This is a genomic window from Paucibacter sp. JuS9 (assembly GCF_044043925.2).
GTDB lineage: Bacteria > Pseudomonadota > Gammaproteobacteria > Burkholderiales > Burkholderiaceae_C > JAUASW01.
Genome location: NZ_CP194172.1, coordinates 1560473 through 1585106, shown reverse-complemented (window position 1 = coordinate 1585106; position 24634 = coordinate 1560473). Strand labels below are relative to the sequence as shown.

Sequence of the window (24634 nt, the reverse complement as noted above, 5' to 3'; positions counted from 1 at the left end):
TGTCCTAGGAATCTCTCAGGCGGGCTGACGATGGCGCTCGGCCAAGGCCAGCTTCTCGAACTCGGCCTCAAGATCGCGCACCAGGCCCGGAATGTCAAACAGTTTGGACGAATGACCGTGTTCGGCCAGGAAGCGCTTGTAGGACGCAGCCCGGGCCGGGTTGCGGCCGATCTGGATCGCACGCTGTTCGTATTCTTCCAGAGAGAAGGTCACCAGGTCGGGCAGGCCGACGCTGCTGAGCAAACTTCCGCACATTCTGGAGATGTAGCTGCGGCCGGAACGGGTCAGCATAGGCGTGCCCATCCACAGGCAGTCGCTCGCCGTGGTGCCGGCGTTGTACGGGAAGGTGTCCAGGACCAGGTCGGCGAGCGTGAAGCGCGCGAGGTACTCGGGCGGCGCCACGCGCGGCGCGAAGATCAGACGCTCGGCCGCCACATCATGCTCGGCCGCTACCCGCAGCATATTGGCCTGTGCCCATTCGTTGTCCGCCAGCAGCCACAGGACGCTTCCCGGCACCGCATGCAGCGTGCGCATCCAGGCCGAGAAGGTTTCTTCGTTGAACTTGTGGTTGTTGTTGAACGTGGCGTAGACAAACGCACTTTCAGGCAAGCCGTACTGGGCCCGCGTGGGCACCGGGCCGACCTCACGCTTGCGGTCGCTCACCTGGTAGCAGTTCGGCACGTAGAGCGGCTTCTCGGTGCAGTACGGCAGGTATTCCGGCGGCATCGTGAAGCGGTCGGCAATGATCCAGTCCAGGCCCGGCACGGCCGAGGTGGCGGGCAAACCCAGATAGCCGGCCTGGATGGGCGCCGGCCGGTAAGCCAGGATGTTGGGGCGGGCGCCGCTGGTGAGGCCCTGCAGGTCCACCAGGACGTCGATACCGGCTTCAGCGATCATTCGCGCCGCGGTGATGTCGTCAACGCCGGCCAGCGGCAGCCGCTTGTCCATGGCCTTGCGGATGCGGGCCTGCAATGGCGTGCCGTCATCCACGCTCCAGCACAGCGCATGAATCTCGAAACGCGAGTGGTCGTGCAGCTCGAACAGCTCGGCCGTCAGCAAGCCCACCGCATGCATGCGCAGGTCGCCCGACAGATAGCCGATCTTGATCTTGCCCTCGCGGCGCTGCTTGCCCGAGGCTTCCAGGTGGAAGGCCGGGCCCTTGTACTTGACCACCTTCTCATGGACGAAGCGCTGGGCTGCCATCAATTGCACGGCCGGGTCGTCGGTGGCGCTGAGCGTGGCCAGCAGCGAGGTGTTGACCAGGAGCTGGTTGAGCGTCACCTCGCCCACAGGCTGATAGACCGGCCAGTCGCACTGCTTCTGGCGGATGTGCACATAGTGCTGCTGCACGTCGCCCTGGTCGGCTTTGAGCTCCAGGCTGCGGCGCATCAGCGCCTGCGACTCGGCATAGCGGCGCTCGGTTTCGAGCAGGCGTGCGGCGTTGTTCAGCGCATGCAGGCGCAGGTCCAGCGGGTCGGCGCCAACGGCTTCGAAGCTCTCGGCCTCATAAACTTCGCGCCATTCGGCCAGTGCCTCGGCGCTGCGACCCAGGTGCTCCAGCTGATGCCCGAGGTTCAGGCGCGCTTGTGCAAAGCGGGGATGCAGAGACAGGGCCAGGCGGTAGACCTTCTCCGCCTCGGCGTGCCGACGCAGGTCGCCCAGGAGCGAACCCCAGTTGAAGCAGGCCACATGGCGGTACGGCGAAGGCGCGCCCATCACCCAGTTCTGGTACAGCAGCAGCAAGGCCTCGGTACGACCTTGCTGCTGCCATTGCTGAGCAAGCGCGAGCAGATCGCCCAACTGGAAGCCACCTAGCCGAGCGCGCTGCAACACGGCAATGACGGCGGGCTCGGTGGTCCCGGCTTCAAGCGGGGCAGGGACGGGTGCGGCGTTCACAGCGTGGGCAAGCGTCTTCGCGGGGGGCGATGAAAGGTCCATGGGCAAGAGCAGCCGCCACAAGACGGCCTCCGATTGGGCTCGCCCGATATTAGAAGCCCGGCGCCTGCAGCGACGCCGCGATTAGGCGCCCGAAAGCGCATCTATTCACGGCCGGGTCGGCTCAGGGTTTGTCTGTAGGACATTTTCCTACAAGCGAATTGGGTGGAAGAAGAACTGGAATATCCTGCCTAATCAACGCATTAGAGCTGACTCCTGATGCTCAGAATCAAGAGAAGACCGGGCCGGAGGAGGCCTGGCAACCTGACAGAACAATGCCATGCTGAATGCATTTTTTAGTCGTTGGACCCGCAGCGCCCTGGCGACGGAAATGTCCGCCGCCCCTGGGGCCACCCCTGCAACACGCCCTGCCAGCAGCGTCGATTCGCTGTTCCAGAGCCTTTTGCGCCTGATCCCGGGCGAGGCCGAGACCGCCGTGTCGACCCGCCCAGGCAGCCGCAATCATCTGGTGCGCGCCCGCGCCGAATTCCTCCGCGGCCTGGGCGATGTGCAGACCGAATTCGCCGAACCGCTGCAAACGGCCATCCGACGCAGCCAATCGCTGCGTGATCTGTGGCATTTACGCACTGCCGTTTATACCGAGGTGGCGCGAAGCCACAGCCAGTACGAGGCCGAGCGTCGCCTGGCGCAGATGGACCGCTTCTTCGAGCCAAGCCGCAGCGGCCGGGGGCACTGAAATCATGCTGACCCTGACCCTGCGTGACATTCCCGACTTCCCGCCGCCCTGGGCTTTCGCATCCCTGAGCAGCATGGGAGACCGCCGTGGCCGCAGCAGCCGCGTGCGCCAGACCTTTGTCGAGCTCAAGCTGGTCTGCACCCGCATTGCGGCGGAAGTTCAGGGCCAGCAAGGTGCCGAGCTGCAACGCCAGGTTCGCCAGGCCTGTGAGCCTATCGAACTCTGGATGCTGCGTGGCACCCTGCTCGCCGCCCTGCCCGAGCACTGCGAGCTGGCGCTGGTCTACCGCGCCGACATGGAGCTGGCCATCGCCCGCGCCTTCCCGAGCCATTCGTCCCGCTCCTGAGCGCTGAACCCAGCCCAGGGTTCAGCTCATTTCGCGTTCCGGGCCCGCCGGAGCTCAGGGACGACCGAGAAAGTCCGCCTTGCCCAGGTCCACGCCCGCGTGGCGAAGCAGCGCGTACGTCGTCGTCGCGTGAAAGAAGAAGTTGGGCAGCGCGTAGTGGCGCAGATAGTCCTCGCCCCTGAACTTCAGCGGCTCGCCATTGCGGCGCGGAATCTCGATCGCACGCTCCTCGCTCCCTTCGACGGCTGATGCAGGGATCGATTGGACGTAGTCGATGGTTTTGCGAATGCGGACGATGAGTTCGTCCAGCGTCGCTTCGTTGTCGTCCCAGCGCGGCAATTCCTGGCCGGCGAGGCGGCCGACACAGCCCTTGGCCGCATCGCTGCAAATCTGGATCTGGCGGCTGAACGGCAGCATGTCGGGCGCCAGGCGCAGGCCCAGGTAGACCGCGGTGTCGAACTTCTTCGTCTCGGCATGCTTCTTGGCGGCCTCGAGCCACAGCAGCATGTTGCCGAGGGTCTTGGCAAAGATCGGCGCGCTGGCCGAATGCATGGAAATCGTCATCGCATGTCTCCTTACGAAAGACGCAGATGCTAGCGATTTGCCTGAGTCTTCGCTTGGCAAGGGTCGGGCACAATGACCCGGCCCCGCCATGAACATCATCATCCTCGACGACTACCAGGACGCCGTACGCAAGCTGCGCTGCGCCGCCAAGCTGGACCACCTGCAGGCCAAGGTCTTCACCAACACGGTCAAGGGCATCGGGCAACTGTCGGTGCGCCTGCGCGACGCCGATGTGCTGGTGCTGGTGCGCGAGCGCACCCAGTTCCCAAGGCAGTTGCTCGAGAAGCTGCCCAAGCTCAAGCTGATCTCGCAGACCGGTCGCGTGGGCTCGCACATCGACGTCGATGCCTGCACGCGGCTGGGCATTGCAGTGGCCGAGGGTGTTGGCTCGCCGGTGGCGCCGGCCGAGCTGACCTGGGCCTTGATCATGGCCTCGATGCGGCGTCTGCCGCAGTACATCGGCAACCTGAAGCACGGTGCCTGGCAGCAGTCGGGGCTGAAGTCAGCCTCGATGCCGGCCAATTTCGGCGTCGGCATGCAGTTGCGAGGCAAGACACTTGGAATCTGGGGCTACGGCAAGATCGGCGAGATGGTGGCCAGCTATGGCCGCGCCTTCGGCATGAACGTGCAGATCTGGGGCAGCGAGGCCTCGCGCCTGCGCGCCAGCGCCGACGGCTATCAGGCGGCCGAGAGCCGCGAAGCCTTCTTCGAACAATGCGACGTGCTGAGCCTGCATCTGCGCCTGGTGGACGCGACGCGCGGCGTCGTCACCCTGGAAGACCTGTCGCGGATGAAGCCGACCGCCCTCTTCGTCAACACCTCGCGCGCCGAGCTGCTGGCCGAAACCGCACTGGTCTCGGCCCTGAACCGCGGCCGCCCCGGCATGGCAGCCATCGACGTGTTCGAAAGCGAACCCATCCTGCAAGGCCATCCGCTGTTGCGGCTGGAGAACGCCGTCTGCACACCCCACATCGGCTATGTCGAGCAAGACAGCTATGAGCTCTACTTCGATGCGGCCTTCGAGAACGTGCTGAACTTCGTCAAGGGCGAGCCCACCAACATCGTCAATCCCGAGGCGCTGAAGGTCCTGCGCTGATGACGGCTGACGACGGCCTCCCACGGCCTCGCCCGGAGAATCCGATGGCCCTATTCCGGGCCTTCACCGTCCTCGCCCTGCAAGGCTTTGGCGGCGTGCTGGCCGTGGCCCAGCGCGAGCTGGTCGAGAAACGCGGATGGCTGAGCAAGGCGGAGTTCGTCGAGCTGCTGGCCATCTCGCAGGTGCTGCCCGGCCCCAACGTGGTCAACATTTCCCTGATGATTGGCGACCGCTTCTTTGGCTTGCGTGGCGCGGCAGCGGCACTGGCCGGCATGTTCGCCCTGCCCTGCGTCATCGTCCTGAGCCTGGCCGCGGTTTCCGAGCAGCTGCTGGCACATCCCGCCATGGCCGGGGCATTGCGCGGCATGGGCGCCGTGGCCGCAGGCCTGATCCTGGCCACCGGCCTGAAGCTGCTGGGCAGCCTGCGTGGCAACGTGATGGGACGCCTCCTGTGCCTGCTGCTCGGTACTGCCACGATCATCGCCGTGGCGGTGCTGCGCTGGCCCCTGATCTGGGTGGTGCTGGGCCTGGGCAGCATGGGCATGGTCATGGCCTGGTGGCGCTTGAGGGAGCTGCGCTGATGCCACCGGTCGACCTCCTGCAGCTCTTTTTGCACTTTCTGGCGATGTCCTTGCTGGCAATTGGCGGCGGCATCACGACGGCGCCTGAAATGCACCGTTTCCTGGTCGTCGACAAGGGCTGGATGACGGACACGACCTTCACCAGCTCGATAGCGCTGGCGCAGGCGGCGCCCGGGCCCAACATCCTTTTTGTGGCCGTGCTCGGCTGGAACCTGGCCGGGCCGGCAGGCGCGGCGGTGACGATGGCCGGCATCATGCTGCCCTCCACCCTCCTTGTGCTGGCCGCCTCGCGCTGGGCCCGCGACAACCGCGAGCACATCGGCGTGCGAGCCTTCAGCAGCGGCATGGCGCCGCTCACGCTCGGGTTGATCATCGCCACCGGCTGGCTGCTCGCCCAGCCCTACCTGACAGCGCCTGAACACCGGCTGGCAACGCTGGTGCTGATCGCCATCACGCTTGCATTGATGCTGCGCACCAAGCTCAGCCCGGTGTGGATGGTGCTGGGCGGCGGCGTGGTGGGTGCGCTGGGCTGGGTTTGACCCAGTCTCTCGCGCCTCAACCTTCCTTGGTGCCGAAGATCTTGTCGCCGGCGTCGCCCAGGCCGGGGATGATGTAGCCGTGTTCGTTCAGATGGCTGTCGATGGCCGCCGTCCAGCAACGCACATCGGGGTGGGCTTTGGTCAGGGCCGCCACGCCTTCAGGCGCTGCCACCAGCACCAGGGCACGGATGTCCTTGGCGCCACGTCGCTTGAGGAGGTCGATGGTGGCAATCATCGAGCCGGCCGTGGCCAGCATCGGGTCAACGATCAAAGCCGTGCGTTCATCAAGCTGGCCGACAAAGCGCTCGAAGTAGTGCACCGGCTGCAGCGTCTCGTGGTCGCGGGCCAGGCCGACGACGCTGACCTTGGCGTTGGGCATCATGTCCAGCACGCCGTCCAGCATCCCGAGGCCGGCACGCAGGATGGGCACGACCGTGACCTTGCGCCCGGCGATCTGGTCGACCTCGGTCGGGCCGCTCCAGCATTCCAGCGTCGTCTTCTCGAGCGGAAAGTCGGCCGTCGCCTCATAGGCCAGCAGGCGCGCCACCTCGCCGGTCAGCTCACGGAACTTCTTGGTCGAGATGTCGGCCTCGCGCATCAGGCCGATCTTGTGCTTGACGAGCGGATGTTTGACTTCGATGACGGCCATGATCTGTGCTTCTTTTCTGGTGTAAGTTGGCAGGATTATCGGCGCTGGCGCAGCGCCTCGAACAGGCAGACGCCCGCAGCCACGGACACATTGAGGCTCTCGACCGCACCCTTCATCGGGATGCTGACCAGCTCGTCGCAGGTCTTGGCGGTCAGCTGGCGCATGCCGTCGCCTTCGGCGCCGAGCACCAGGGCCACGGGGCCCTTCAGGTCCAGCTCGTAGATCGACTTGGTGGCCTGGTCAGAGGTGCCGATCACCCAGATATTGCGTTCCTTCAGCTCGTTGAGCGTGCGCGCCAGGTTGGTGACCATGAAGTAGGGCACGGTCTCGGCCGCGCCGCTGGCCACCTTGGCCACGGTGGCATTGACGCCGACCGAATGGTCCTTGGGTGCGATCACCGCTTGCGCACCGGCGCCATCGGCCACGCGCAGGCAGGCGCCGAGGTTGTGCGGGTCGGTCACGCCGTCCAGCACCAGCAGCAGCGGCTCGGCGCCCTCGCCTTCCAGCGCGTCGAGCAGGTCGTCCAGCGAATGCTGCTGGACCAGGGCCGTCACTCGGGCGACGACGCCCTGGTGGCGCGGGCTGCCGCTGAGCTTGGTGAGGCGGTCGTCATCGCTTTCTATCAGCTTGACGCCGGCCTCCCTGACCCGTTCGACGAGCTGGCGCATGCGCTGGTCGCGCCGGCTTGCATCGACATGGATCTCCTGGATCGAGGCCTGGGCGGTCTTCAGCCGCACGGTGATGGCATGGAAGCCGAAGAGGATTTGCTTGGGTGCGCTCATCGCGCCATTGTCGCAGTCCAGGCGAACAGGAGGCCAATCAGGATGGGCTGATGCAGCATGTAGAAGCTCAGCGACCAGCGGCCGAGCACGGCGAGCGGCTGCAAGGCGGCGGGAAGCTGCCCCTGCAGCCAGGCCGGCTTGGTGGCCAGCAGCCAGCGGCCCAGCGCCCAACCCCACAGCATCACGCCCAGCCAGGGCAGCAGCGGCACATAGTCTTCGGTGATCGGCTTGGCCGTGGTGAAGCCAAGCCAGTTGGTCCAGCGGCTGTCGAAGAATGCGTGCGAACAGAGCTGCGGCAGCGCGATGGCTGCGGCGCCTATCAGTGATGCAGCGGCCTGCCCCAGGTGCGGCCCGGCCCAGCGCAGGATCAGCAGCATCAAGGCCAGGGCATGCAGGACGCCGAAGCTGATCCAGCTCTGCGGGAACATCAGGGCCGAGCCGGCAGACACCAGCAAGGCGCACACGGCCACCTGACCCCAGCGCCGCCAGAAGCGCGGCCAGCCGAGACCCTGGGCCTGGGCCACGGCCTGGCCCAGGCCAGCGCAGAGCAGGAACAGGCTGACGATGGCGGTGCGCTGGCCGGTCCAGAACGGGTCGCGGTAAAAATCGGCCGCAATCAGCTTGAAAAAGCGCAGGTCGAAACAGAAATGGAAGCCCGCCATCCAGACAATGGCGGCACCGCGCAAGGCATCGAGACGGTCAAAGCGCGGTGATGGATGAGAGAAGCTGCTGGGCATCAGGCGCGCAGTCTATGCCGGCCGGAGAAACTTACCGATGAAGATCATGCAGACCACTCGCCAGCTGCTTCTGGCAGCGCTGGCCGCCCTGGCCACGCTCGCCACAACTTGCGTCCCAGCCCATGCGGGCCCGGAGGCGCATCCCCGTCCCGTCACGCCACGCGGCGCCTTCGAGCCCTCGGAGCAGAACAACATCAATGTGTTCCGCAAGGTGTCACCTTCCGTGGTCCATATCACCACGCTGGACGTGCAGCGCGACCTGTTCTCGCGCAATGTGCAGGAGGTGCCACATGGCACGGGCACCGGCTTCATCTGGGACGAGCAGGGCCACATCGTCACCAACTTCCATGTGATCCAGGGCAGCGACCTGTTCCGGGTCACGCTGTCGGACCAGACCAGTTTCGACGCCCGTCTTGTCGGCGCCTTCGTCGACCGCGACATCGCCGTGCTGCGCATCACGGCGCCGCGCGACAAGTTGCTGCCGATTGCCGTCGGCAGCAGCCGCGACCTGCAGGTGGGTCAGAACGTCTATGCGATCGGCAACCCCTTCGGCCTGGACCAGACGCTGACGCGCGGCATCGTCTCCGCGCTGAACCGCGAGATCGACTCGCTCAACCGCCGCAGCATCCGGGGCGTGATCCAGACCGATGCGGCCATCAACCCCGGCAACTCCGGCGGGCCGCTGCTCGATTCGGCCGGCCGGCTGATCGGCGTCAACACGCAGATCTACAGCCCCAGCGGCGCCAGCGCCGGCATCGGCTTTGCCATTCCGGTGGACGAGGTCAACCGCGTGGTGCCGCGGCTGATACGCGACGGCCGCTTCATCCGCCCGGCGCTGGGCATCACCTCGGGCCCGCCGCAGCTGCATCAGGCGCTGCGCCTGCCCAAGGGCGTGGCCATCGTGGCCGTGGGCCAGCGCAGCCCGGCCAAGGCCGCCGGCCTGCAGCCGTTCAGCCGCGACCGCAACGGCCGCATCGTCAATGGCGATGTGATCACGGCCATCAACGATGAGGCGATTGCCGACCTGGACGACATGCTGAGCTTGCTCGAGCGCCGCCAGCCTGGCGACACCGTGCGCCTGACGCTCTGGCGCGAGGGCAAGATTCGACAGCAGGCGGTGAAGCTGGGCGAGTCCGACCAATAGGCCGCCATTGGCAGCAATAGGCCCGGCCCGGCAAGGGTCGGAGCCTGGCTCCTAGACTGCCAGGCATGAGTTCAGCCGTTCCCCTCTCCATCCTCGACCTCGCACCCATCGTCGAGGGCAGCGATGCCGCCGCCGCGCTGCGCCAGAGCATTGCGCTGGCCCGTCATGCCGAGGGCCTCGGCTACCAGCGCTTCTGGGTGGCCGAGCATCACAACATGGAGGGCGTGGCCAGCTCGGCCACGGCCGTGCTGATCGGCCAGCTTGCAGCCGCCACCGAGAAGATTCGCGTGGGCGCCGGCGGCATCATGCTGCCCAACCATGCGCCGCTGACGATTGCCGAGCAGTTCGGCACCCTGGCCACGCTCTTCCCCGGCCGCATTGACCTTGGCCTGGGCCGCGCACCTGGCACCGACGGGCCCACGATGCGTGCCCTGCGCCGCCATCTCTCCAGTGCGGCCGAAGACCGTTTTCCCGAAGACGTGCTGGAGCTGCAAGGCTATCTGGCGCCGGCCAAGGAGGGGCAGGTCGTACGCGCCATCCCCGGCCAGGGCACGGAGGTGCCGATCTGGCTGCTCGGCTCCAGCCTTTACGGCGCGCAGCTGGCTGCCTACCTCGGCCTGCCGTTTGCCTTCGCATCACACTTCGCGCCCGACCTGCTGATGCAGGCGCTCGACATCTATCGCAGCCAGTACCGGCCGAGCGCGCGCCACCCCAGGCCCCACGCGATGATGGGCTTGAACGTGGTGGTGGCCGACAGCGACGAGCAAGCCGCCTACCTCTTTACCTCGCTGCAACAACGATTCCTGGGCATGCAGCGCGGCCAGCGCGGGCCCTTGCCAAGGCCTGTCGACAGCATGGATGCATTGTGGACCGCAGCTGAAAAAGCCGGCGTCCAGCGCATGCTGGCCGAGGCCGTGGTCGGCTCGCCTGCAACGGTGCGCGCGGGCCTGCGAGCCACACTGGCGCGCACCCAGGTTGATGAATTCATCGTCGCCTGCGGCGTGCATGACGCCGCGGCAAGGCAGCGCTCCTACACGCTGCTGGCCGAGCTCTGGCCCTGAAGAACTACTCGCGCCAGTCGAAGCGCCACCAGGCCAGACCGGCGAATACGGCGGACGACAGCAGCAGCACGGCGGCGGCCTTGACCGCCTCGATCAGCTCCAGCCCGCGCCAGGTCATCGCGTCCAGCCCGTCGACGGCCCATCGCACCGGCACCACCAGCGTCAGCTCCTGCATCCACTGCGGGAATACGAAGCTCGGCACCCAGGCGCCGCCCAGCATCACCATCATCAGGGTGGCGAGAATGGCCAGGCCGCGCGTGGCCTCGGGTGAGCGACCCACGGCCGCCAGGAAGAGGCCGAACCCGGCGGTGAACAGGCCATAGCCGAACACCACCAGGGCAAGGCCCAGCCAGCTGCCCTGCACGCGGTAGCCGAAGATCAGCATGCCACTGAGCATCACCAGGCCCAGGATGCTGGCTGCGATCAGGGTGGTGCTGCAGAAATGGCTGGCCAGCAGGGTGAAGCGCGACAAGGGCGCCGACCGCAGCCGCAGCCACAGGCCCGCGCGCCGCGCCAGCAGGATGCCCACGCCGAGTTCCACGCCCATGAAGAGCACGAACTGCGCGCCCATGCCGGCAAAGGAATGCGCATAGCCGTTGTAGCCATGCTCGCCCGAGCTGAGCGCCTCTTCGGTCATCTTGAAGGGCATGCTCATGCCGCCAACGCTGGCCTTGCCTTCATCTGCACCCGAAGCCGCGGAAGCAGAGGACGCGGCCGCTGCTTGCCTGTTCTGCACCTCGCGCAGGCTGCTGAACAGCTTGGCAAGGCTCGCCTTGTCGGCGGCATCCATGCCTTCTGCCTTGTCCAGGCGCGCCAGGCTTTCATCCACCAGCTTGCCACCGCTCGCGCCGCTGAAAGCAGAGTTCATCGTCTGCTGCATCGCATACTGCGAGAACATGCCGCTGAGCATGCTCTTGGCCATCTTCTCGGACGGGTCGTAGATCAGGCGAACGTCGGCCTTGTCCTGGCCCATCAAGGCTGCGCCGGCCTTCTCGCCAAAGCCGGCCGGCAGGATCAGGGCAGCGCGCAGCTTGCCGCGCTTGACCTGGTCTTCAGCCGTGGCCTGGTCCAGCTGCTGCAGGTCCAGCGATGCGTCCGCTGCCATGGCCTTGACGATGCGCCCGGAGAGCTCGCTGCGGTCCAGGTCGGCCACCGCAACTTTCACGCGCAGGGGCTTGTCGTCCTTGCCGCTGCCGCCGAACAGCGAACCGAAGAAGGCCGCAATGATGATGGGCATGGCCAGGTTGATGGCCATGGCGCGCCGGTTGCTCAGATAGAGCCGGACCTGGACGCGGATGAGAGCAAGCAATGCGTTCATGTTCTTCTGCCTTCAATCGCGCAGGCTGCGGCCGGTCAAGGAGAGGAAAAGCGCTTCGAGGCTGGCGCGGCCCGAGGACAGTTGCTGAACCTGCACGCCCTGCTTTTGCAGCAGCTGGAGGATTTCAGGCACCGCGTCCAGTGTGGCCAGACCCATGCGCAGCTGCTCGCCCTGGCGGTCCAGGCTCTGTACGGCGAGCACGGCACGCAGCGCAGCCTCGTCCGGCTCGCCGGCAATCCGCAGCTCCAGGCTGGCCGCCATCGGCAGCTTGGACAGCAAGGCGCCCAGGCTGTCCGAGGCGATCACGCGGCCCTGGTCCATGATGACGATGCTGTCGCAAAGGCGCTCGGCCTCTTCCATGTAATGCGTGGTGTAGAGCAAGGCGCGGCCCTGCGCGCGCAGCTGGATCAGCGTGTCGAAGATCGCATTGCGGCTTTGCGGGTCCACGCCCACGGTGGGCTCGTCGAAGATCAAGACGTCGGGCTCATGCAGCAAGGCGCAGGCGATGTTCAAGCGGCGCTTCATGCCGCCGCTGAACTGCTCGACCTTGTCCTTGGCCCGCTCGGTGAGGCCAGCCACCTGCAAGGCGGCCGCCACACGCTGGCGGCACGTCTCGCCGCCCAGGCCATAGAGCGCGGCGAAGGTTTGCAGATTGGCTTCGGCGCTCAGCGTCTCGTACAGCGCCAACTCCTGCGGCACGACGCCGATTCGGCGCTTCTTGGGGTCATCGTCGCCGGCCATCGCCTGGCCATCGATCAGCACCTGGCCCTTGTCGGGCGGCAGGAGGCCGCAGATCATCGCAACCGAGGTGCTCTTGCCTGCGCCGTTGGGACCGAGCAGGCCCAGCGTCTGGCCGGCGCGCAGGCTCAGGCTGAGATCGCTCACGACCTGGCGTGTTCCGAACGATTTGCAAAGACCTTCTACCGTAAGCATCCGCGCTCCCTGTGGGAAAAGTCGGCGGATGATAGCGAGGCCTTGTGCGCTGTGCGGAAGATTTTCGGGTCAGGCCGGCCAGCCGCCTATGCGTGCAGCCGACCGGTTTTCTGTTGCCCCCGGGGCCTCCACTGGTACCCGGAAGGACGCCTGAAACCAGGGTCCCCTCTCTCCTCAATCGGCAATCTTTGTTACCGTGGCGGCATTAGAGCGGCCGCGTTCCAGGCCAGCAATGAAGCTGATCGAAACTGATTGCGCAAATAGCCACCGGTTATCAGCGCAAGTCCTCGCCGAAGAGGCTTTCGATCTGGGCGCGCAGCCAGGCAATGGCCGGGTCGCCGGACTGACTGCTGTGCCAGTACTGCCGCACGACGATGGATGGCAGCGGCAAGGGACACTCAACGACGCGCAAGCCAGGAATGACGGCCACGCGCTGCGCCACATGCTGAGTGGCCGTGAAGATGTGGTCGGTCTGCGCCACCACGTAGGGGGCGACCAGCAGCGAATGCACGCGCAGCGTGATGGCCGCGCTGCCGGCCACATCGATGATCGCCTGCTCCACGCGGCTGAAGGCATGCATGGTGTCGCGCAGCGAAGCCACCACATGTTGCTCGCGGCGGAAGGCAGCGAGGTCCATGGTTTGGCCGATGCGCGGATGGCCCTGGCGCACCAGGCAGACATAGGGCACCTCGTAGAGCGCCTGCGAATGCACACGGCTGCCGAAGTCCATGTAGGCGCCCAGGGCCAGATCGACCTCGCCATTGGCCAGCATCGATTCGGTCTGCTGGCTCAGGAGCGGCACGACATCGAAGCGGACACCCGGCGCCAGTGCCGCAGCGCTAGCCACCAGACGCGGCATGAAGTGGATGGCGCCGATCTCGGAGCAGCTGATGCGGAATACGCGCGAGGAACGCGCTGGCTCGAAGCCGGCCTGCGCGCGCAGCTCACCGTCGGCGATGCGCAGCATGTCAACGACATGCGGAGCCAGCAGGCGCGCGCGCGCCGTAGGTCGCATGCCCTGCTTGCCGCGTATGAACAGGTCTTCGCCGTAGTAGCGGCGCAAGAGCGACAGCGACTTCGAAAGCGCCGGCTGCGTGAGGCCCAGATGCTCGGCAGCCGCCGTCAGGCTCCCCAGGCGGAAGATCGCCTCGAAGGCGCGGAAGTGCAGCAACTCGGGAGAGCGTTCGGCGTTGTCGCCTTGAAGCGCCCTCCGCGTCGCCATGGTCAGCCGATCCAGTGGCGAGCGTTGCGGAACATGCGCATCCAGGGGCTCAGCTCGCTCTTGTCGCCGCTGGTCCAGCTCATCTGGATGTTGCGGAACACGCGCTCCGGGTGCGGCATCAGCACCGTGAAGCGGCCGTCCGCAGTGGTCACGGAGGTCAGGCCGTCCGGGCTGCCGTTCGGGTTGAACGGGTAGACCTCGGTCGGCTGTCCATCGTTGCCAACGTAACGCATGGCGCGAGCCACCTTGGCCGCATCGCCACGCTGCGAGAAGTCCGCAAAGCCTTCACCATGCGCCACGGCGATGGGCAGGCGGCTGCCTTCCATGCCCTTGAAGAACAGGCTGGGCGACTCGAGCACCTCGACCATGGCCAGGCGCGCCTCGAACTGCTCGCTCTTGTTGCGCGTGAACTTGGGCCAGGCTTCGGCGCCCGGGATGATGGGCGACAGCGCCGCCATCATCTGGCAGCCGTTGCACACGCCCAGCGCGAAGCTGTCGCTGCGCGCGAAGAATGCCTTGAACTGCTCGGACAACACAGGGTTGAACATCACCGAGCGGGCCCAGCCTTCACCGGCACCCAGGGTGTCGCCATAGCTGAAGCCGCCGCAGGCGACAAAGCCCTTGAACTGCTCCAGCGTCACTGCGCCCGCTTGCAGATCGCTCATGTGGACGTCGTAGGTCTCGAAGCCGGCCTTGGCCATCGCATAACTCATCTCGACGTGCGAGTTGACACCCTGCTCGCGCAGGATCGCCAGTTTCGGCTTTGCACCCACATTGATGAACGGCGCAGCGATGTCTTCCTTCGGGTCGAAGCTCAAGTGCACGTGCAGGCCGGCGTCATCCGCGCGGCCGGCATGCGCATGCTCGCTCTCGGCACAGGCCGGGTTGTCACGCAACCGGGCGATGCGCGAGGAGACTTCGTCCCAGCTCTTGTGCAGCGTTTCCAGCGGCGCGGCGAACACCTTCTTGGCATCGCGCCAGACTTCCATCTGGCCCGTGCTGTTGGGCTTGCCGACCACATGGCTGCAAGCCGAGAGGCCATGCTTGCGGAGCAGCTGCAGCGTCGCGTCACGGTCTGCCGTGGCCACTTGCAGGACCACGCCCAGCTCTTCGCTGAACAGCGCCTTCAGCGTCAACTCTTCGCGGCGGGCAGCCACCTGGCCGGCCCAGTTCTTGACGTCGCCGACATCGGCCAGGCCTTCGGCCTCGGTCACCAGGATGTCGACATTCAGGCTCACGCCCAGATGACCGGCAAAACCCATCTCGCAGGCCGTGGCCCAGAGGCCGCCGTCGCCACGGTCGTGATAGGCCAGGAGCTTGCCTTCGGCGCGCAGCTCGTTCACGGCTGCAACCAGCTGCTTCAGCAGGGCCGCGTCGTCAAGGTCGGGGACGGCACCACCGAACTGGTTCAAGGCCTGCGCCAGGATGGAGCCACCCATGCGGTTCTTGCCTTGGCCGAGGTCTACCAGGATCAGCGTCGTGTCGCCGGTCTGCAATTGCGGCGTCAAGGTGCCACGCACATCGGCCAGCGATGCAAAGGCCGTGATGATGAGGGACACAGGTGCAGTGACCTGCTGGACGGTGCCACTGTCGTCGGTCCAGCGGGTGCGCATCGACAAGGAGTCCTTGCCCACCGGGATCGAGATGCCCAGCTGCGGGCACAGCTCCATGCCGACCGCCTTGACCGTGTCGAACAGCGCCGCGTCTTCACCTGGCTCGCCACAAGCGGCCATCCAGTTGGCACTCAGCTTGACTCGCGACAGCTCGATGGGCGCGGCCAGCAGATTGGTGATGGACTCGCCCACAGCCATGCGGCCCGAGGCGGGGCCATTGACCGCGGCCAGCGGCGTGCGCTCGCCCATGCTCATGGCCTCGCCGGCAAAACCCTGGAAGTCGGCCAGCGTGACCGCGCAATCGGCCACCGGCACCTGCCAGGGGCCGACCATCTGGTCGCGGCTGTTGAGGCCGCCGACGGTGCGGTCGCCGATGGTGATCAGGAAGCGCTTGGATGCGACGGTCGGGTGACGCAGCACGTCGAAGGCGACCTTGGACAGGTCCACGCCTGTCAGCTCGATGCGGCCGGCATCGCGGGCCAGGCGGGTCACTTCGCGGTGCATCTTGGGAGGCTTGCCCAAGAGCACGTCCATTGGCATGTCGATGGCGCGCTCGCCACCTTCGCCATCTTCAAGCACCAGCTCGCGTTGCTCGGTCGTCACGCCGACCACGGCGAACGGGCAGCGCTCACGCTCGCACATGGCCTGAAACAGCTCAAGGCTGCCCGGCGCGATGGCCAGGACGTAGCGCTCCTGGCTCTCGTTGCACCAGATTTCCTTGGGCGCGAGGCCCGACTCTTCCAGCGGCACCTTGCGCAGGTCGAAGCGCGCGCCACGGCCAGCGTCATTCACCAGCTCGGGGAAGGCGTTCGAGATGCCGCCAGCGCCCACGTCGTGAATCGCCAGGATGGGGTTGCGTTCGGCCAGCCCCCAGCAATGGTTAATCACCTCTTGCACGCGACGTTCGATCTCGGGGTTGCCGCGCTGCACCGAGTCGAAGTCCAGGTCGGCCGTGTTCGTGCCAGCCGCCATCGAGCTGGCGGCGCTGCCGCCCATGCCAATGCGCATGCCCGGGCCGCCGAGCTGGATCAGCAAGGAGCCTGCCGGGAACTCGATCTTCCTGGTGAGGTCGGCGCGGATCGTGCCCAGGCCGCCCGCAATCATGATGGGCTTGTGATAACCGCGCTGCACGCCGTCCACTTCCTGCTCGTACACGCGAAAGTAGCCGTTCAGGTTCGGGCGGCCGAATTCGTTGTTGAAAGCCGCGCCACCGAGCGGGCCTTCGATCATGATCTGCAAGGGGCTGGCGATGTGCGCCGGCTTGCCGATGTTCATCGCTTCCCAGGGTTCATTCAAACCCGGCAAGCGCAGGTTCGAGACCGAGAAGCCGGTCAGTCCCGCCTTGGGCTTGGAGCCACGGCCGGTAGCACCTTCGTCGCGGATTTCGCCACCGGCGCCGGTCGAGGCACCGGGGAACGGCGAGATCGCGGTCGGGTGATTGTGCGTCTCGACCTTCATCAAGACATGCGACAGCTCGGCACGTGCTTCGTACTTCGGCGCGCGCTGGTCGCCGGCCTGCATCCAGCGCTCGATCTGATGGCCTTCCATCACGGCAGCGTTGTCCGAATAGGCGATCACCGTGTGCTGCGGATGCAGCTTTTCGGTGTTGCGGATCATGCCGAACAGGCTCAAGGCCTGGTCTGCACCATCGACCGTGAACTTGGCATTGAATATCTTGTGGCGGCAGTGTTCGCTGTTGGCTTGCGCGAACATCATCAGCTCGACGTCGCTGGGGTTGCGTTTCAGGTTCGTGAAGGCGCTGACCAGGTAGTCGATCTCGTCGTCCGACAACGCGAGGCCGAAGGTCTTGTTGGCCGACTCCAGCGCCGCACGCCCCTGGCCCAGCACGTCGACATGCTCCAGGCCTTGGGCGCTCTTTTCGTCGAACAGATGGGCGGCGTCTTCGCGGGCCAAGAGCACGCTCTCGGTCATGCGGTCATGCAGCAACTCGGCACAGGCGATCTGCTCTTCGCGGCTGAGCGTCTTCGCGCCGGCGCCAATTGAAGACAGAAGGCCACTCTTCAATGTGATTCGGTATTCGGTGACGCGCTCGACGCGGTGCACCTGCAGGCCGCAGTTGTGGGCGATGTCAGTGGCCTTGGACGCCCATGGGCTGACCGTTCCAAGGCGTGGCGCCACGACAACCAGCGTGCCCTCTTCCGTCGGGCCTTCGTAGGCATCGCCGTAGTTCAGGAGCTCGGCCAGCTTGGCCTGGCCGGCGGCGTCCATCGCTGCATCGAGCCAGACCCAGTGGACATGGCGGGCATGGACAGCCGTGATCTTCTCGTTGACCGCCTGCAAGCGCGGCAGCAGGGCCTGGGAACGGAAAGCAGACAGCGCGTTGCCGCCTGCGAACGAGAGCAGATGCTTTTGATGTGCCATGGAGTCCCGCGATAGCTGCCGGCCCGGGTCGGGCTGGGCTTCAAACCGCGGGATTCTACCGAGAGCCGGAGCACTCGCCGGGCAGAGCCGGCAAGTTTCACTGGGGCGTAAGGCTTAGGCGCCCGCCTTCATCGCGGCCACGATGGCCTCGGTGCGATCCAGCAGCGCGCCCTGGTCGATGGTCGTCAGCTCACGGCCCTTCAAGACCCGGCGGCCATTGACCCAGACATCCGACACATGCTCTCGGCCGGCCACATAGACCAGTTGAGCTTCCGGGTTGTAGACCGGGCGGCATTCCAGTGCGGCCAGCGACACGGCAACGACGTCAGCCAGCTTGCCCACTTCCAGCGAACCCAGGTCGTCGCCGCGGCCCATGGCCTTGGCGGCGCGAATCGTGGCCATCTCGAGCGCGGTGCGGGCCGAGACGGTCGTCGCGTTCTGCGTCACGCCCTTGGCCAGCAAGGCCGCGGCGCGGATTTCGCCGAACATGTCCTGACGATTGTTGGATGCAGCACCGTCGGTACCGAGGATGGTGTTGACGCCCGAGGCCTCCAGCGCAGTCACCGGTGCGATGCCCGAAGCGAGCTTCAGGTTGGAGTTCGGGTTGTGGACCAGGTGCACACCATTGCGGGCCAGCATCGGAATCTCTTCCTCGTCCAGATGCACCATGTGCACGGCGATCATGCGCTCGTTCAAGAGGCCCAGCTTGTCCAGGCGCGCCAGCGGCCGCATGCCGAACTGCTTGAGGCTTTCATCGACCTCATGCTGGGTTTCATGGATGTGGCAATGCATCTGCAGATCGTGCTTCTCGGCCAGCTCGCGCAGCTTGATGAAGGTTTCGTCCGACACCGTGTAGGGCGCATGCGGCGCCGAAGTCCAGTCCAGCAGCGCCTCGCCCTTGAACTGGCCATAGGCGGCCAGGCCCTTGGCGATGTAGTCGTCCGGGCCGGCCGCATAGCCGGTGGGGAAGTCGATCACATTGATCGACACGCCGGCGCGGATGCCCGAATCGATGGCGGCACGTGCCATCGCGGTCGGGAAGAAGTACATGTCGTTCAGGTAGGTCACGCCGCCACGCAGCGCCTCGGCCGCCGACAGCAGCGAGCCCTGGTAGGTCCAGTCCTCGCTGACCCACTGCTTCTCCAGTGGCCAGATGTGGTTCTGCAGCCAGTCCATCAGCGGCACGTCGTCGGCCACGCCGCGCAACAGCGACATCGCCGAATGGGTGTGCGAATTGATCAGGCCAGGGATCAGCACATGCTCGCGCAGCTCGACCACTTCGGCGCCGGGATAGAGCGCCGCGGCCTGGGCCCAGGGCAGCACAGCAGCGATGCGCTGGTCGTCCATCACCAGGCTGTGCTTTTCCAGCGTGCCGGTGCCGGCAGCCATGGGGATGATCCAGCCGGCGTTCAAAAGGGTGATGCTCATGTCGATTCCTTGTCTTGCGAATTCATTCTTCAAAGGCCGCGGCAAACAGCCGCAGCATGCCGGCCGCATCAACGCCGATGCAAGCCTGCTGGGCCGGGCAGGCACTCCAGGGCGTGACAGCGCCGGTGGGCTTGTGATGGTCCTGGATGGTCTGGCCGCGCGCGATGCCATCTTGCACCACACGCACCGGCCCTGACCGCAGCTTGAACAGCGTGGGTTCGATCAGGTAGGCCGCGGCACTCGCATCATGCGAGTAGATGCCGCCGATGCCGTCGCGCTCATGATAGAAGTCCTGGTAGTGGCGCGTGGCCTCCCACAGGAAGTCGCCCGCGCCCTGCCCTTTGCCGCGCAGGGCGGCCAGGTACTCGTGCTTCATCACGGTTTCCTGGGTCACATCGAGGCCGATGATGACCACGGGCCAGGAGGCCGTGAAAACCAAGTCGGCCGCTTCCGGATCGTTGATCACATTCGCTTCGGCCACCGGCGTCACATTGCCGCCATGGCCATGGGTGCCGAAGGCGCCAGCCATCACGACCACCTGCTTGACCTTGGCGGCAATGCCGGGGTCGTGGCGCAAGGCCAGCGCCAAGTTGGTCATCGGGCCGACCGCCAGCAGCGTGATCTCACCCGGCTCGGCATTGACCGTGTCGCAGATCAGCTCATGCGCCGGTCGCGGGTCAAGCGTCTGCCGAGTCGCCGGCAGGCGCTCGAACATGCCGCCGAGCGCATCGTCGCCATGCACGTGGGCCGGGAAATCGCGCCTCAGGTCTGCTTGCAGCGGGCTGTCAGCACCGGCCGCGACAGGCACCTCAATGCCATAAAAGCCAGCAAGCGCCAGCGCATTGCGGGCGGTGGTTTCGACCGACGCATTGCCAAACGCCGCCGTGATTGCGCGCAGCCTGACCGAGGGATGGCGCGCAAGCAGGAACAAGGCCATCGCGTCGTCGATGCCAGGGTCGGTGTCGAAAATGACCTGGTGTTGAACGTTGCTCATCATCAAGGCCTCACGCCAGGTCAGCACGGCGAGGCATCGCCGATTGCACACCGCTGCGGCTCACAGCAATGGCCGCAGCCGACTGGCCCAGGCGAACGGCGGCTATCGCCGACATGCCTTCGGCCAGCCCGGTAGCCAGGCCGCCGACAAAGGTGTCGCCGGCGCCAACGGTGTCCACCGCCTTCACGGCCGCTGCAGCCACGGTTTGAGAGCCCTCATTCGTCACCAGCAGCGCACCCTGCGCGCCCAGCGTCACCAGCACTTGCTTCGGGCCTCGCTTCAGGAGCGCTTGTGCAGCGGCCAGCGGATCGGGCTCGCCGCTCATCTGCTCGGCCTCGGTTTCGTTGACGACCAGCCAGTCGGTCAGCGCCAGCAACTCGTCGCTCACGGCCAGCGCCGGCGCCGCGTTCAGCACCGTCGTAACGCCGGCCGCGCGGGCCAGGGCAAAGGCTTCTGCAATCGCTGGCATCGGCACCTCGAGCTGGGCCACGACGACCTTGGCCGCCTGCAAGAGTGCACGGCTGGCTTGCACGTCGGCAGGCGACAGCTCGGCATTGCTGCCCGGCACGTAGACGATGGAGTTCTCGCCGCCCACGCTCGCAACCATGATGACGGCGATGCCGGGCAAAGCCGCGGCATCCACCGTGCTGCCGCTCGTATCGATGCCTTCGTCACGCAAGGCTTGCAGCAAGGCCTCGCCATGCTGGCGCGTGCCAACACGAGAGACAAACGCCACTGAAGCACCCAGGCGGGCCGCCGCGACAGCCTGGTTGCCGCCCTTGCCGCCCGGTGCCATCACGAAGTCGTGACCGACCAGCGTTTCGCCCGGCGCCGGCAGGCGCGTCGAGTGCGACACCATGTCCATGTTCAGGCTGCCGACGATGACGACACTGGCACTCATTGATTCACCGCAGCAGGCATGGCACGCGGCGCACCGCTGCTCTCACGCACCACGAGGCGCGGGGTGAGCAGCACGTCCTTCAAGGGTGCGCCGGGGTTCTCGATGCGGTCCAGCAGGACCTTGCCAGCCTCGCGCCCCAACTCCTTGATCGACACGCCCACCGTGGTCAGCGCCGGATAGACGAAGGCGCTCAGCTCCACATCGTCGAAGCCGACCACCGACATCTGCTCGGGCAGCTTGAGGCCGCTTTCGGCCGCAGCGCGCAAGGCGCCGATGGCCATCATGTCGTTGCTGGCAAAGATGGCCGACAGGCCGGCCGGACCACGCAGCAATTGACGCGCGGCTTCGTAGCCGCCGGTATTGCTGAAGTCGCTTTCGATCAGCCAGTCCTCGCCCGGCTGAATGCCGCGCTCGGCCAGGGCACGACGCCAGCCGTCGATACGCTCGCAAGCCACCTCGAATTCGGCCGGGCCGCTGATGCAGCCGATGCGGCGGTGGCCCAGGTCCAGCAGATGGCGGACCGCCTGGTAGGCGCCATCCTGGTTGTGAACCGATACCCGGTCGGCCTTGGCGCCGGCCACCAGGCGGTCCACCGTCACCGCCGGCACCGTGGCCAGCTTGAAGATGCGTGCCAGCGCCGCGGCATCACCGGCCGAGGACAGCAGCAGGCCGTCCACGCGCTTCTCGAGCAGCGTGCGCATGTATTGCTGCTGGCGGCGCGGGTCGTTGTCGGAGTTGCACAGGAAGACCGAGTAGCCGGCCGAACGGCAGCAGTCCTCGACGCCGCAAACCAGCTCGGCAAAGAAGGGGTTGACCACCGTCGGTATCAGCACGCCGATGATCTTGGTTTCGCTCTTGCGCAAGGAGCGGGCCACGGCACTGGGCAGATAGCCGATCTCCTCGACCGCAGCCAGCACGCGCCTGCGCGCATCTGCGCTGACCGGCCGGGTTTCGTTCAGGACATGGGAGACGGTGGTGAACGACACCCCCGCCAAGGCCGCGACATCTTTGATCGTGCTCACGAATCTCAGCCTGATGCAGGAAAACCAAGCGCTGGCGGCCCGGATCTGCTGCCTAGGTCGCGCAGAGGGAGCCTCGCTTGGCGAGTGATGGATGAATTGCGCCAGCAAACGTTTGGCGCCGGAGTGCCAGCATAGCCCAAAAGCGACTCAATACCGCGCCTCATGAGCTGCCTGCTGCTGGAGCTCGATGCCATACAGGCCACGTATCAACCGGACGGTGGTCACCGACGACTTGACCCCTGCAGGCCTCAGGGACGATCCAATTGGCGCAAGCTCGCCCGGGCCTGCTCGGCCTGCGAGAACCTGGGGTCAAGCTCCAGCGCCGCTTGAATCGCGGCCTTGGCCTTGGCCTTGTCGCCACTGCCGGCATAGACCTGGCCCAGCAGGTAATGCGTTTCAGGCAGCGCCTTTGCATTGCCACGCACCAGGGGCTCCAGCAGCTTGATCGCCTCTGCCGATTCGCCGCGCTTGAAATGGACCCATGCCAGTGTTCCCTTGAAACGCGGCTCCTCACCGTTCAAGGCAACGGCCTGCTTGGCCCAGGCCAAACCCTTGTCCGCCACGTCGCTGCGCTCCGCAGCCAGCCAGGCCAGGTTGTTGAAGCCCACGGCCATCTGGGGCGAGAGCCTGACAGCCTCCTTGTAGGCTGCCATCGCTTCATCTGACCGGTTCTGCATTTGCTGGGCCATGCCCAGCTTCAGGTATGCAAGGCTGGACCGAGGATTGGCCTTGACCGCATCGGCAAAGCTGCGCAGCGCAGCGTCAGGCTTGCCCTGGTTCAACAGCAGGTCACCCTTGCCCAGGTAAGCGTCAATCAGACCAGGGCTGAGCTTGAGCGCCTGGTCATAGCTCGCCAGCGCTGCACTGGTGTTGCCGGTCTGCGCCTGGGCGCGCGCCAGGCCCAGCACGGGCAAGGGATTGGTAGGCGCCAGCCTGGCCGACTCAGTGAAGGAGTCGATGGCTTGGCCGGCCTTGCCAGTGAGCAGGAGCATGGTGCCCAGCGCATTGTGTGCGCCGCCCAGCTTGGGGTTGATGACCAATGCACGGCGGAAGTAGTCCGCCGCCACGTCGGGCTTGCCATGGACATTGAAGTACAAGTCGCCAAGATCAACCAGCACGTTGGTTGCGCGGGGATCGGCCTTCAACGCCGCCTGCTTGAAGGATTCTGCCTTCTGGTACTCGCCGCGGGCATAGTGGAGACTGCCCCAGGCGGACAGGGTTGCCGGATCATCGGGCGCCACTCGCAGCGCCTCAGTCAGCCACTTGTTCACCAGCTCCGGTTGATTCGCAACCCGCGCGCTTTCAGCGAGCTGGAGCCAGGGCTCAGGCCAATACGGGGCCAGCTTCGTCGCCGCCTGAAACAGCGCTCGCGCCTTCTCATGATCACGTTTGGCCAGCGCGGCAAGCCCCTGTTCAAGCTTCGCTTGCGCCGCCAGCAGACCAGAAGCGGACGCCGGCTTGGCGCCCGCCTGAGCAGCGATCGGCTCCGCCATCACGATGTGCAGGTTGAGACTGCAGAGCAGGAAAGCAGTGAGCGGCAAATAGCGGAGTTTCATCGACATCCCGTTCAAGAATTGAAAAGCCCCTCGTCGGCAATGCCGGCGAGGGGCCGAGTCATGGACCGCAGAGATTATGCGGCGACCGACTTGCGGCGGCGAGCGCCGACAGCAGCCAGCAGGCCCAGGCCGACGAGCGCCAGGCTGGCAGGTTCGGGAACGTCACCGCGATCCGGCGGAACCAGCACACCACCCGCGGCGCCGAAGCCGAAGATGAAGGTGTCGGGTGCGCCGGTCGAAGAATCGCAACCCGTCAGGCCGTAAACGCAGGAACCGTAGGAGTACAGGCCGATCTCGACGTCGGACGAGTCACCGTCAACCAGGCTGCGGGCCAAGTCGGCTGCTGCCTTGGTCGGTGCCACGCCATAGTAAGTTGCAAAGGTACGAGTTGCACCATTGGCCAGGGCTTCGAACTCGAAGTCGAACAGGGCGCCTTGGTCACGGCCTTCCGAGTTGACGAAGTTCTGATTCTGCATGCCATAGCTGCTGAAGCTGAACGGGTTGCCGCGGTTGAAACCGTTGTTGTCGGAGCGATAGAGGTTGCTGCCATTGGCCAGACCCAACGCACCCGGAACACCCTGGATGCTCACCGACTCTGCGCCAGGCGTAGGAATGTCCCAGTCCATCACGCGACGGTAGACCAGGTCGCTGGCCGCCAGTGCCGTGCCGGTCATGTTCTTGATCGACACCAGCACTTCGTACAGATACGGGGTACCTGCGATCGGGTGGTAATCGTGGGTAACCTGAAGAATGGCAGCGCCGGTTGCGCTCAACACATTCACCACCGACACAGCGGTGCTGGCCGTCGAGTTAAAGCTGACCAGGGAAAGGTTGGCCGTGCCATCGTAAGCGCTGTTGGCCGCACCATATTGACCGGTGCTGCGCAGGCCGACGCCCCAACCTTCGCAGGTGCAACCGGGCGAAGTCGAGTCGGAATTGGTACGGACCGAGCGAAGGCCGACCGTCGACGTGCCGTCGCCGGTGGACGGCGTTCCGCCGTTCACATTCAGGTCACCGTAGGCGCGCACGCCCAACTGGACTTCCGAGTTCTGGATGATGGCCTGGGCGCTGGCGCCGCCTGCCATCGCCAACACGGCGAGCGCCGTGGCAATCCGAGTAGCAAGATATTTCATG

22 protein-coding genes are annotated in these 24634 nt (G+C 65.9%); 7 read left to right on the top strand and 15 right to left on the bottom strand.

Annotated elements, in window-relative coordinates:
• Nucleotides 1–15 precede the first annotated feature (15 nt).
• Nucleotides 16–1800, bottom strand: a complete 1785-nt coding sequence (locus ABT392_RS07000) for an O-linked N-acetylglucosamine transferase, SPINDLY family protein (protein WP_395386203.1) — start codon at nt 1798–1800, stop codon at nt 16–18.
• Nucleotides 1801–2215: 415 nt separating this feature from the next.
• On the opposite strand from ABT392_RS07000, the gene ABT392_RS06995 reads away from it, so the two are divergent.
• Together ABT392_RS06995 and ABT392_RS06990 are read left to right on the top strand one after the other, a co-directional pair.
• On the top strand, nt 2216–2632 hold the full coding sequence (locus ABT392_RS06995; RefSeq protein ID WP_395386204.1) for a hypothetical protein: 417 nt from the start codon (nt 2216–2218) through the stop codon (nt 2630–2632).
• Between the two features lie 4 nt (nt 2633–2636).
• Complete coding sequence (locus tag ABT392_RS06990) at nt 2637–2978, top strand: hypothetical protein (protein ID WP_334276945.1); 342 nt, start codon at nt 2637–2639, stop codon at nt 2976–2978.
• 54 nt (nt 2979–3032) lie between these two features.
• On the opposite strand, the gene ABT392_RS06985 is transcribed toward ABT392_RS06990, so the two are convergent.
• Entirely contained in the window at nt 3033–3542 is a 510-nt protein-coding gene (locus tag ABT392_RS06985; protein WP_395386205.1) for a DUF1993 domain-containing protein, read from the bottom strand.
• 88 nt (nt 3543–3630) lie between these two features.
• Here ABT392_RS06985 and ABT392_RS06980 point away from each other — a divergent pair, with 88 nt between their 5' ends.
• From ABT392_RS06980 to ABT392_RS06970, 3 genes are read left to right on the top strand one after another with little or no spacing between them, the layout of a single operon-like run.
• Nucleotides 3631–4638 carry a D-2-hydroxyacid dehydrogenase family protein gene (locus ABT392_RS06980; protein ID WP_395386206.1) on the top strand — a complete coding sequence of 336 codons (1008 nt, stop codon included), beginning with the start codon at nt 3631–3633 and terminating at the stop codon, nt 4636–4638.
• 44 nt (nt 4639–4682) lie between these two features.
• Complete coding sequence (locus ABT392_RS06975; protein WP_334276948.1) at nt 4683–5219, top strand: chromate transporter; 537 nt, start codon at nt 4683–4685, stop codon at nt 5217–5219.
• Nucleotides 5219–5758, top strand: a complete 540-nt coding sequence (locus ABT392_RS06970) for a chromate transporter (RefSeq protein ID WP_334276949.1) — start codon at nt 5219–5221, stop codon at nt 5756–5758. Before ABT392_RS06975 ends, ABT392_RS06970 begins: the two co-directional genes overlap by 1 nt.
• Nucleotides 5759–5774: 16 nt before the next feature.
• Here ABT392_RS06970 and upp read toward each other — a convergent pair whose 3' ends face one another.
• The 3 genes from upp to ABT392_RS06955 are packed head-to-tail and all read right to left on the bottom strand — an operon-like array spanning nt 5775 to nt 7926.
• Complete coding sequence (gene upp, locus ABT392_RS06965; RefSeq protein ID WP_334276950.1) at nt 5775–6407, bottom strand: uracil phosphoribosyltransferase; 633 nt, start codon at nt 6405–6407, stop codon at nt 5775–5777.
• Between the two features lie 35 nt (nt 6408–6442).
• Nucleotides 6443–7189, bottom strand: a complete 747-nt coding sequence (rlmB, locus tag ABT392_RS06960; RefSeq protein ID WP_334276951.1) for a 23S rRNA (guanosine(2251)-2'-O)-methyltransferase RlmB — start codon at nt 7187–7189, stop codon at nt 6443–6445.
• Complete coding sequence (locus ABT392_RS06955) at nt 7186–7926, bottom strand: acetyltransferase domain-containing protein (RefSeq protein WP_395386207.1); 741 nt, start codon at nt 7924–7926, stop codon at nt 7186–7188. The genes rlmB and ABT392_RS06955 overlap by 4 nt, the downstream gene beginning before the upstream one ends.
• Nucleotides 7927–7972: 46 nt before the next feature.
• On the opposite strand from ABT392_RS06955, the gene ABT392_RS06950 reads away from it, so the two are divergent.
• Both ABT392_RS06950 and ABT392_RS06945 read left to right on the top strand, forming a co-directional pair.
• The gene (locus tag ABT392_RS06950) at nt 7973–9070 is read left to right on the top strand and encodes a S1C family serine protease (protein WP_334276953.1); all 1098 of its coding nucleotides are present in this window, start codon (nt 7973–7975) and stop codon (nt 9068–9070) included.
• 65 nt (nt 9071–9135) lie between these two features.
• Nucleotides 9136–10131, top strand: a complete 996-nt coding sequence (locus ABT392_RS06945; RefSeq protein ID WP_334276954.1) for an LLM class flavin-dependent oxidoreductase — start codon at nt 9136–9138, stop codon at nt 10129–10131.
• Between the two features lie 4 nt (nt 10132–10135).
• On the opposite strand, the gene ABT392_RS06940 is transcribed toward ABT392_RS06945, so the two are convergent.
• From ABT392_RS06940 to ABT392_RS06895, 10 genes are all read right to left on the bottom strand, one after another.
• Nucleotides 10136–11449 carry an ABC transporter permease gene (locus ABT392_RS06940; RefSeq protein ID WP_395386209.1) on the bottom strand — a complete coding sequence of 438 codons (1314 nt, stop codon included), beginning with the start codon at nt 11447–11449 and terminating at the stop codon, nt 10136–10138.
• A 12-nt stretch (nt 11450–11461) separates the two neighbouring features.
• The gene (locus ABT392_RS06935) at nt 11462–12334 is read right to left on the bottom strand and encodes an ABC transporter ATP-binding protein (protein WP_334276956.1); all 873 of its coding nucleotides are present in this window, start codon (nt 12332–12334) and stop codon (nt 11462–11464) included.
• Between the two features lie 322 nt (nt 12335–12656).
• Entirely contained in the window at nt 12657–13604 is a 948-nt protein-coding gene (locus ABT392_RS06930) for a LysR family transcriptional regulator (protein WP_334276957.1), read from the bottom strand.
• A 2-nt stretch (nt 13605–13606) separates the two neighbouring features.
• The gene (gene purL, locus ABT392_RS06925; protein ID WP_395386210.1) at nt 13607–17599 is read right to left on the bottom strand and encodes a phosphoribosylformylglycinamidine synthase; all 3993 of its coding nucleotides are present in this window, start codon (nt 17597–17599) and stop codon (nt 13607–13609) included.
• 114 nt (nt 17600–17713) lie between these two features.
• Nucleotides 17714–19027: a TRZ/ATZ family hydrolase gene (locus tag ABT392_RS06920; RefSeq protein ID WP_395386211.1), complete on the bottom strand. Its 1314-nt coding sequence runs from the start codon at nt 19025–19027 to the stop codon at nt 17714–17716.
• Nucleotides 19028–19049: 22 nt separating this feature from the next.
• Complete coding sequence (locus tag ABT392_RS06915; protein ID WP_395386212.1) at nt 19050–20021, bottom strand: nucleoside hydrolase; 972 nt, start codon at nt 20019–20021, stop codon at nt 19050–19052.
• Nucleotides 20022–20031: 10 nt separating this feature from the next.
• Nucleotides 20032–20922: a ribokinase gene (gene rbsK, locus ABT392_RS06910; protein ID WP_395386213.1), complete on the bottom strand. Its 891-nt coding sequence runs from the start codon at nt 20920–20922 to the stop codon at nt 20032–20034.
• A complete protein-coding gene (locus ABT392_RS06905) occupies nt 20919–21944 on the bottom strand; it encodes a LacI family DNA-binding transcriptional regulator (RefSeq protein WP_334276962.1) in 1026 nt (341 codons plus the stop codon). Before ABT392_RS06905 ends, rbsK begins: the two co-directional genes overlap by 4 nt.
• Before the next feature lie 248 nt (nt 21945–22192).
• On the bottom strand, nt 22193–23500 hold the full coding sequence (locus tag ABT392_RS06900; protein WP_334276963.1) for a tetratricopeptide repeat protein: 1308 nt from the start codon (nt 23498–23500) through the stop codon (nt 22193–22195).
• 74 nt (nt 23501–23574) lie between these two features.
• Nucleotides 23575–24633, bottom strand: coding sequence for a PEP-CTERM sorting domain-containing protein (locus ABT392_RS06895; RefSeq protein WP_395386214.1), 1059 nt, complete (start codon nt 24631–24633; stop codon nt 23575–23577).
• Between the last annotated feature and the right edge of the window lies 1 nt (nt 24634).

Coding starts and splice junctions, on each gene's coding strand:
- ABT392_RS06995 (WP_395386204.1), top strand. CDS start 2,216: ATGCTGAATGCATTTTTTAGTCGTTGGACCCGCAGCGCCCTGGCGACG.
- ABT392_RS06990 (WP_334276945.1), top strand. CDS start 2,637: ATGCTGACCCTGACCCTGCGTGACATTCCCGACTTCCCGCCGCCCTGG.
- ABT392_RS06985 (WP_395386205.1), bottom strand. CDS start 3,542: ATGACGATTTCCATGCATTCGGCCAGCGCGCCGATCTTTGCCAAGACC.
- ABT392_RS06980 (WP_395386206.1), top strand. CDS start 3,631: ATGAACATCATCATCCTCGACGACTACCAGGACGCCGTACGCAAGCTG.
- ABT392_RS06975 (WP_334276948.1), top strand. CDS start 4,683: ATGGCCCTATTCCGGGCCTTCACCGTCCTCGCCCTGCAAGGCTTTGGC.
- ABT392_RS06970 (WP_334276949.1), top strand. CDS start 5,219: ATGCCACCGGTCGACCTCCTGCAGCTCTTTTTGCACTTTCTGGCGATG.
- upp (WP_334276950.1), bottom strand. CDS start 6,407: ATGGCCGTCATCGAAGTCAAACATCCGCTCGTCAAGCACAAGATCGGC.
- rlmB (WP_334276951.1), bottom strand. CDS start 7,189: ATGAGCGCACCCAAGCAAATCCTCTTCGGCTTCCATGCCATCACCGTG.
- ABT392_RS06955 (WP_395386207.1), bottom strand. CDS start 7,926: ATGCCCAGCAGCTTCTCTCATCCATCACCGCGCTTTGACCGTCTCGAT.
- ABT392_RS06950 (WP_334276953.1), top strand. CDS start 7,973: ATGCAGACCACTCGCCAGCTGCTTCTGGCAGCGCTGGCCGCCCTGGCC.
- ABT392_RS06945 (WP_334276954.1), top strand. CDS start 9,136: ATGAGTTCAGCCGTTCCCCTCTCCATCCTCGACCTCGCACCCATCGTC.
- ABT392_RS06940 (WP_395386209.1), bottom strand. CDS start 11,449: ATGAACGCATTGCTTGCTCTCATCCGCGTCCAGGTCCGGCTCTATCTG.
- ABT392_RS06930 (WP_334276957.1), bottom strand. CDS start 13,604: ATGGCGACGCGGAGGGCGCTTCAAGGCGACAACGCCGAACGCTCTCCC.
- purL (WP_395386210.1), bottom strand. CDS start 17,599: ATGGCACATCAAAAGCATCTGCTCTCGTTCGCAGGCGGCAACGCGCTG.
- ABT392_RS06920 (WP_395386211.1), bottom strand. CDS start 19,027: ATGAGCATCACCCTTTTGAACGCCGGCTGGATCATCCCCATGGCTGCC.
- ABT392_RS06915 (WP_395386212.1), bottom strand. CDS start 20,021: ATGAGCAACGTTCAACACCAGGTCATTTTCGACACCGACCCTGGCATC.
- rbsK (WP_395386213.1), bottom strand. CDS start 20,922: ATGAGTGCCAGTGTCGTCATCGTCGGCAGCCTGAACATGGACATGGTG.
- ABT392_RS06900 (WP_334276963.1), bottom strand. CDS start 23,500: ATGAAACTCCGCTATTTGCCGCTCACTGCTTTCCTGCTCTGCAGTCTC.
- ABT392_RS06895 (WP_395386214.1), bottom strand. CDS start 24,633: ATGAAATATCTTGCTACTCGGATTGCCACGGCGCTCGCCGTGTTGGCG.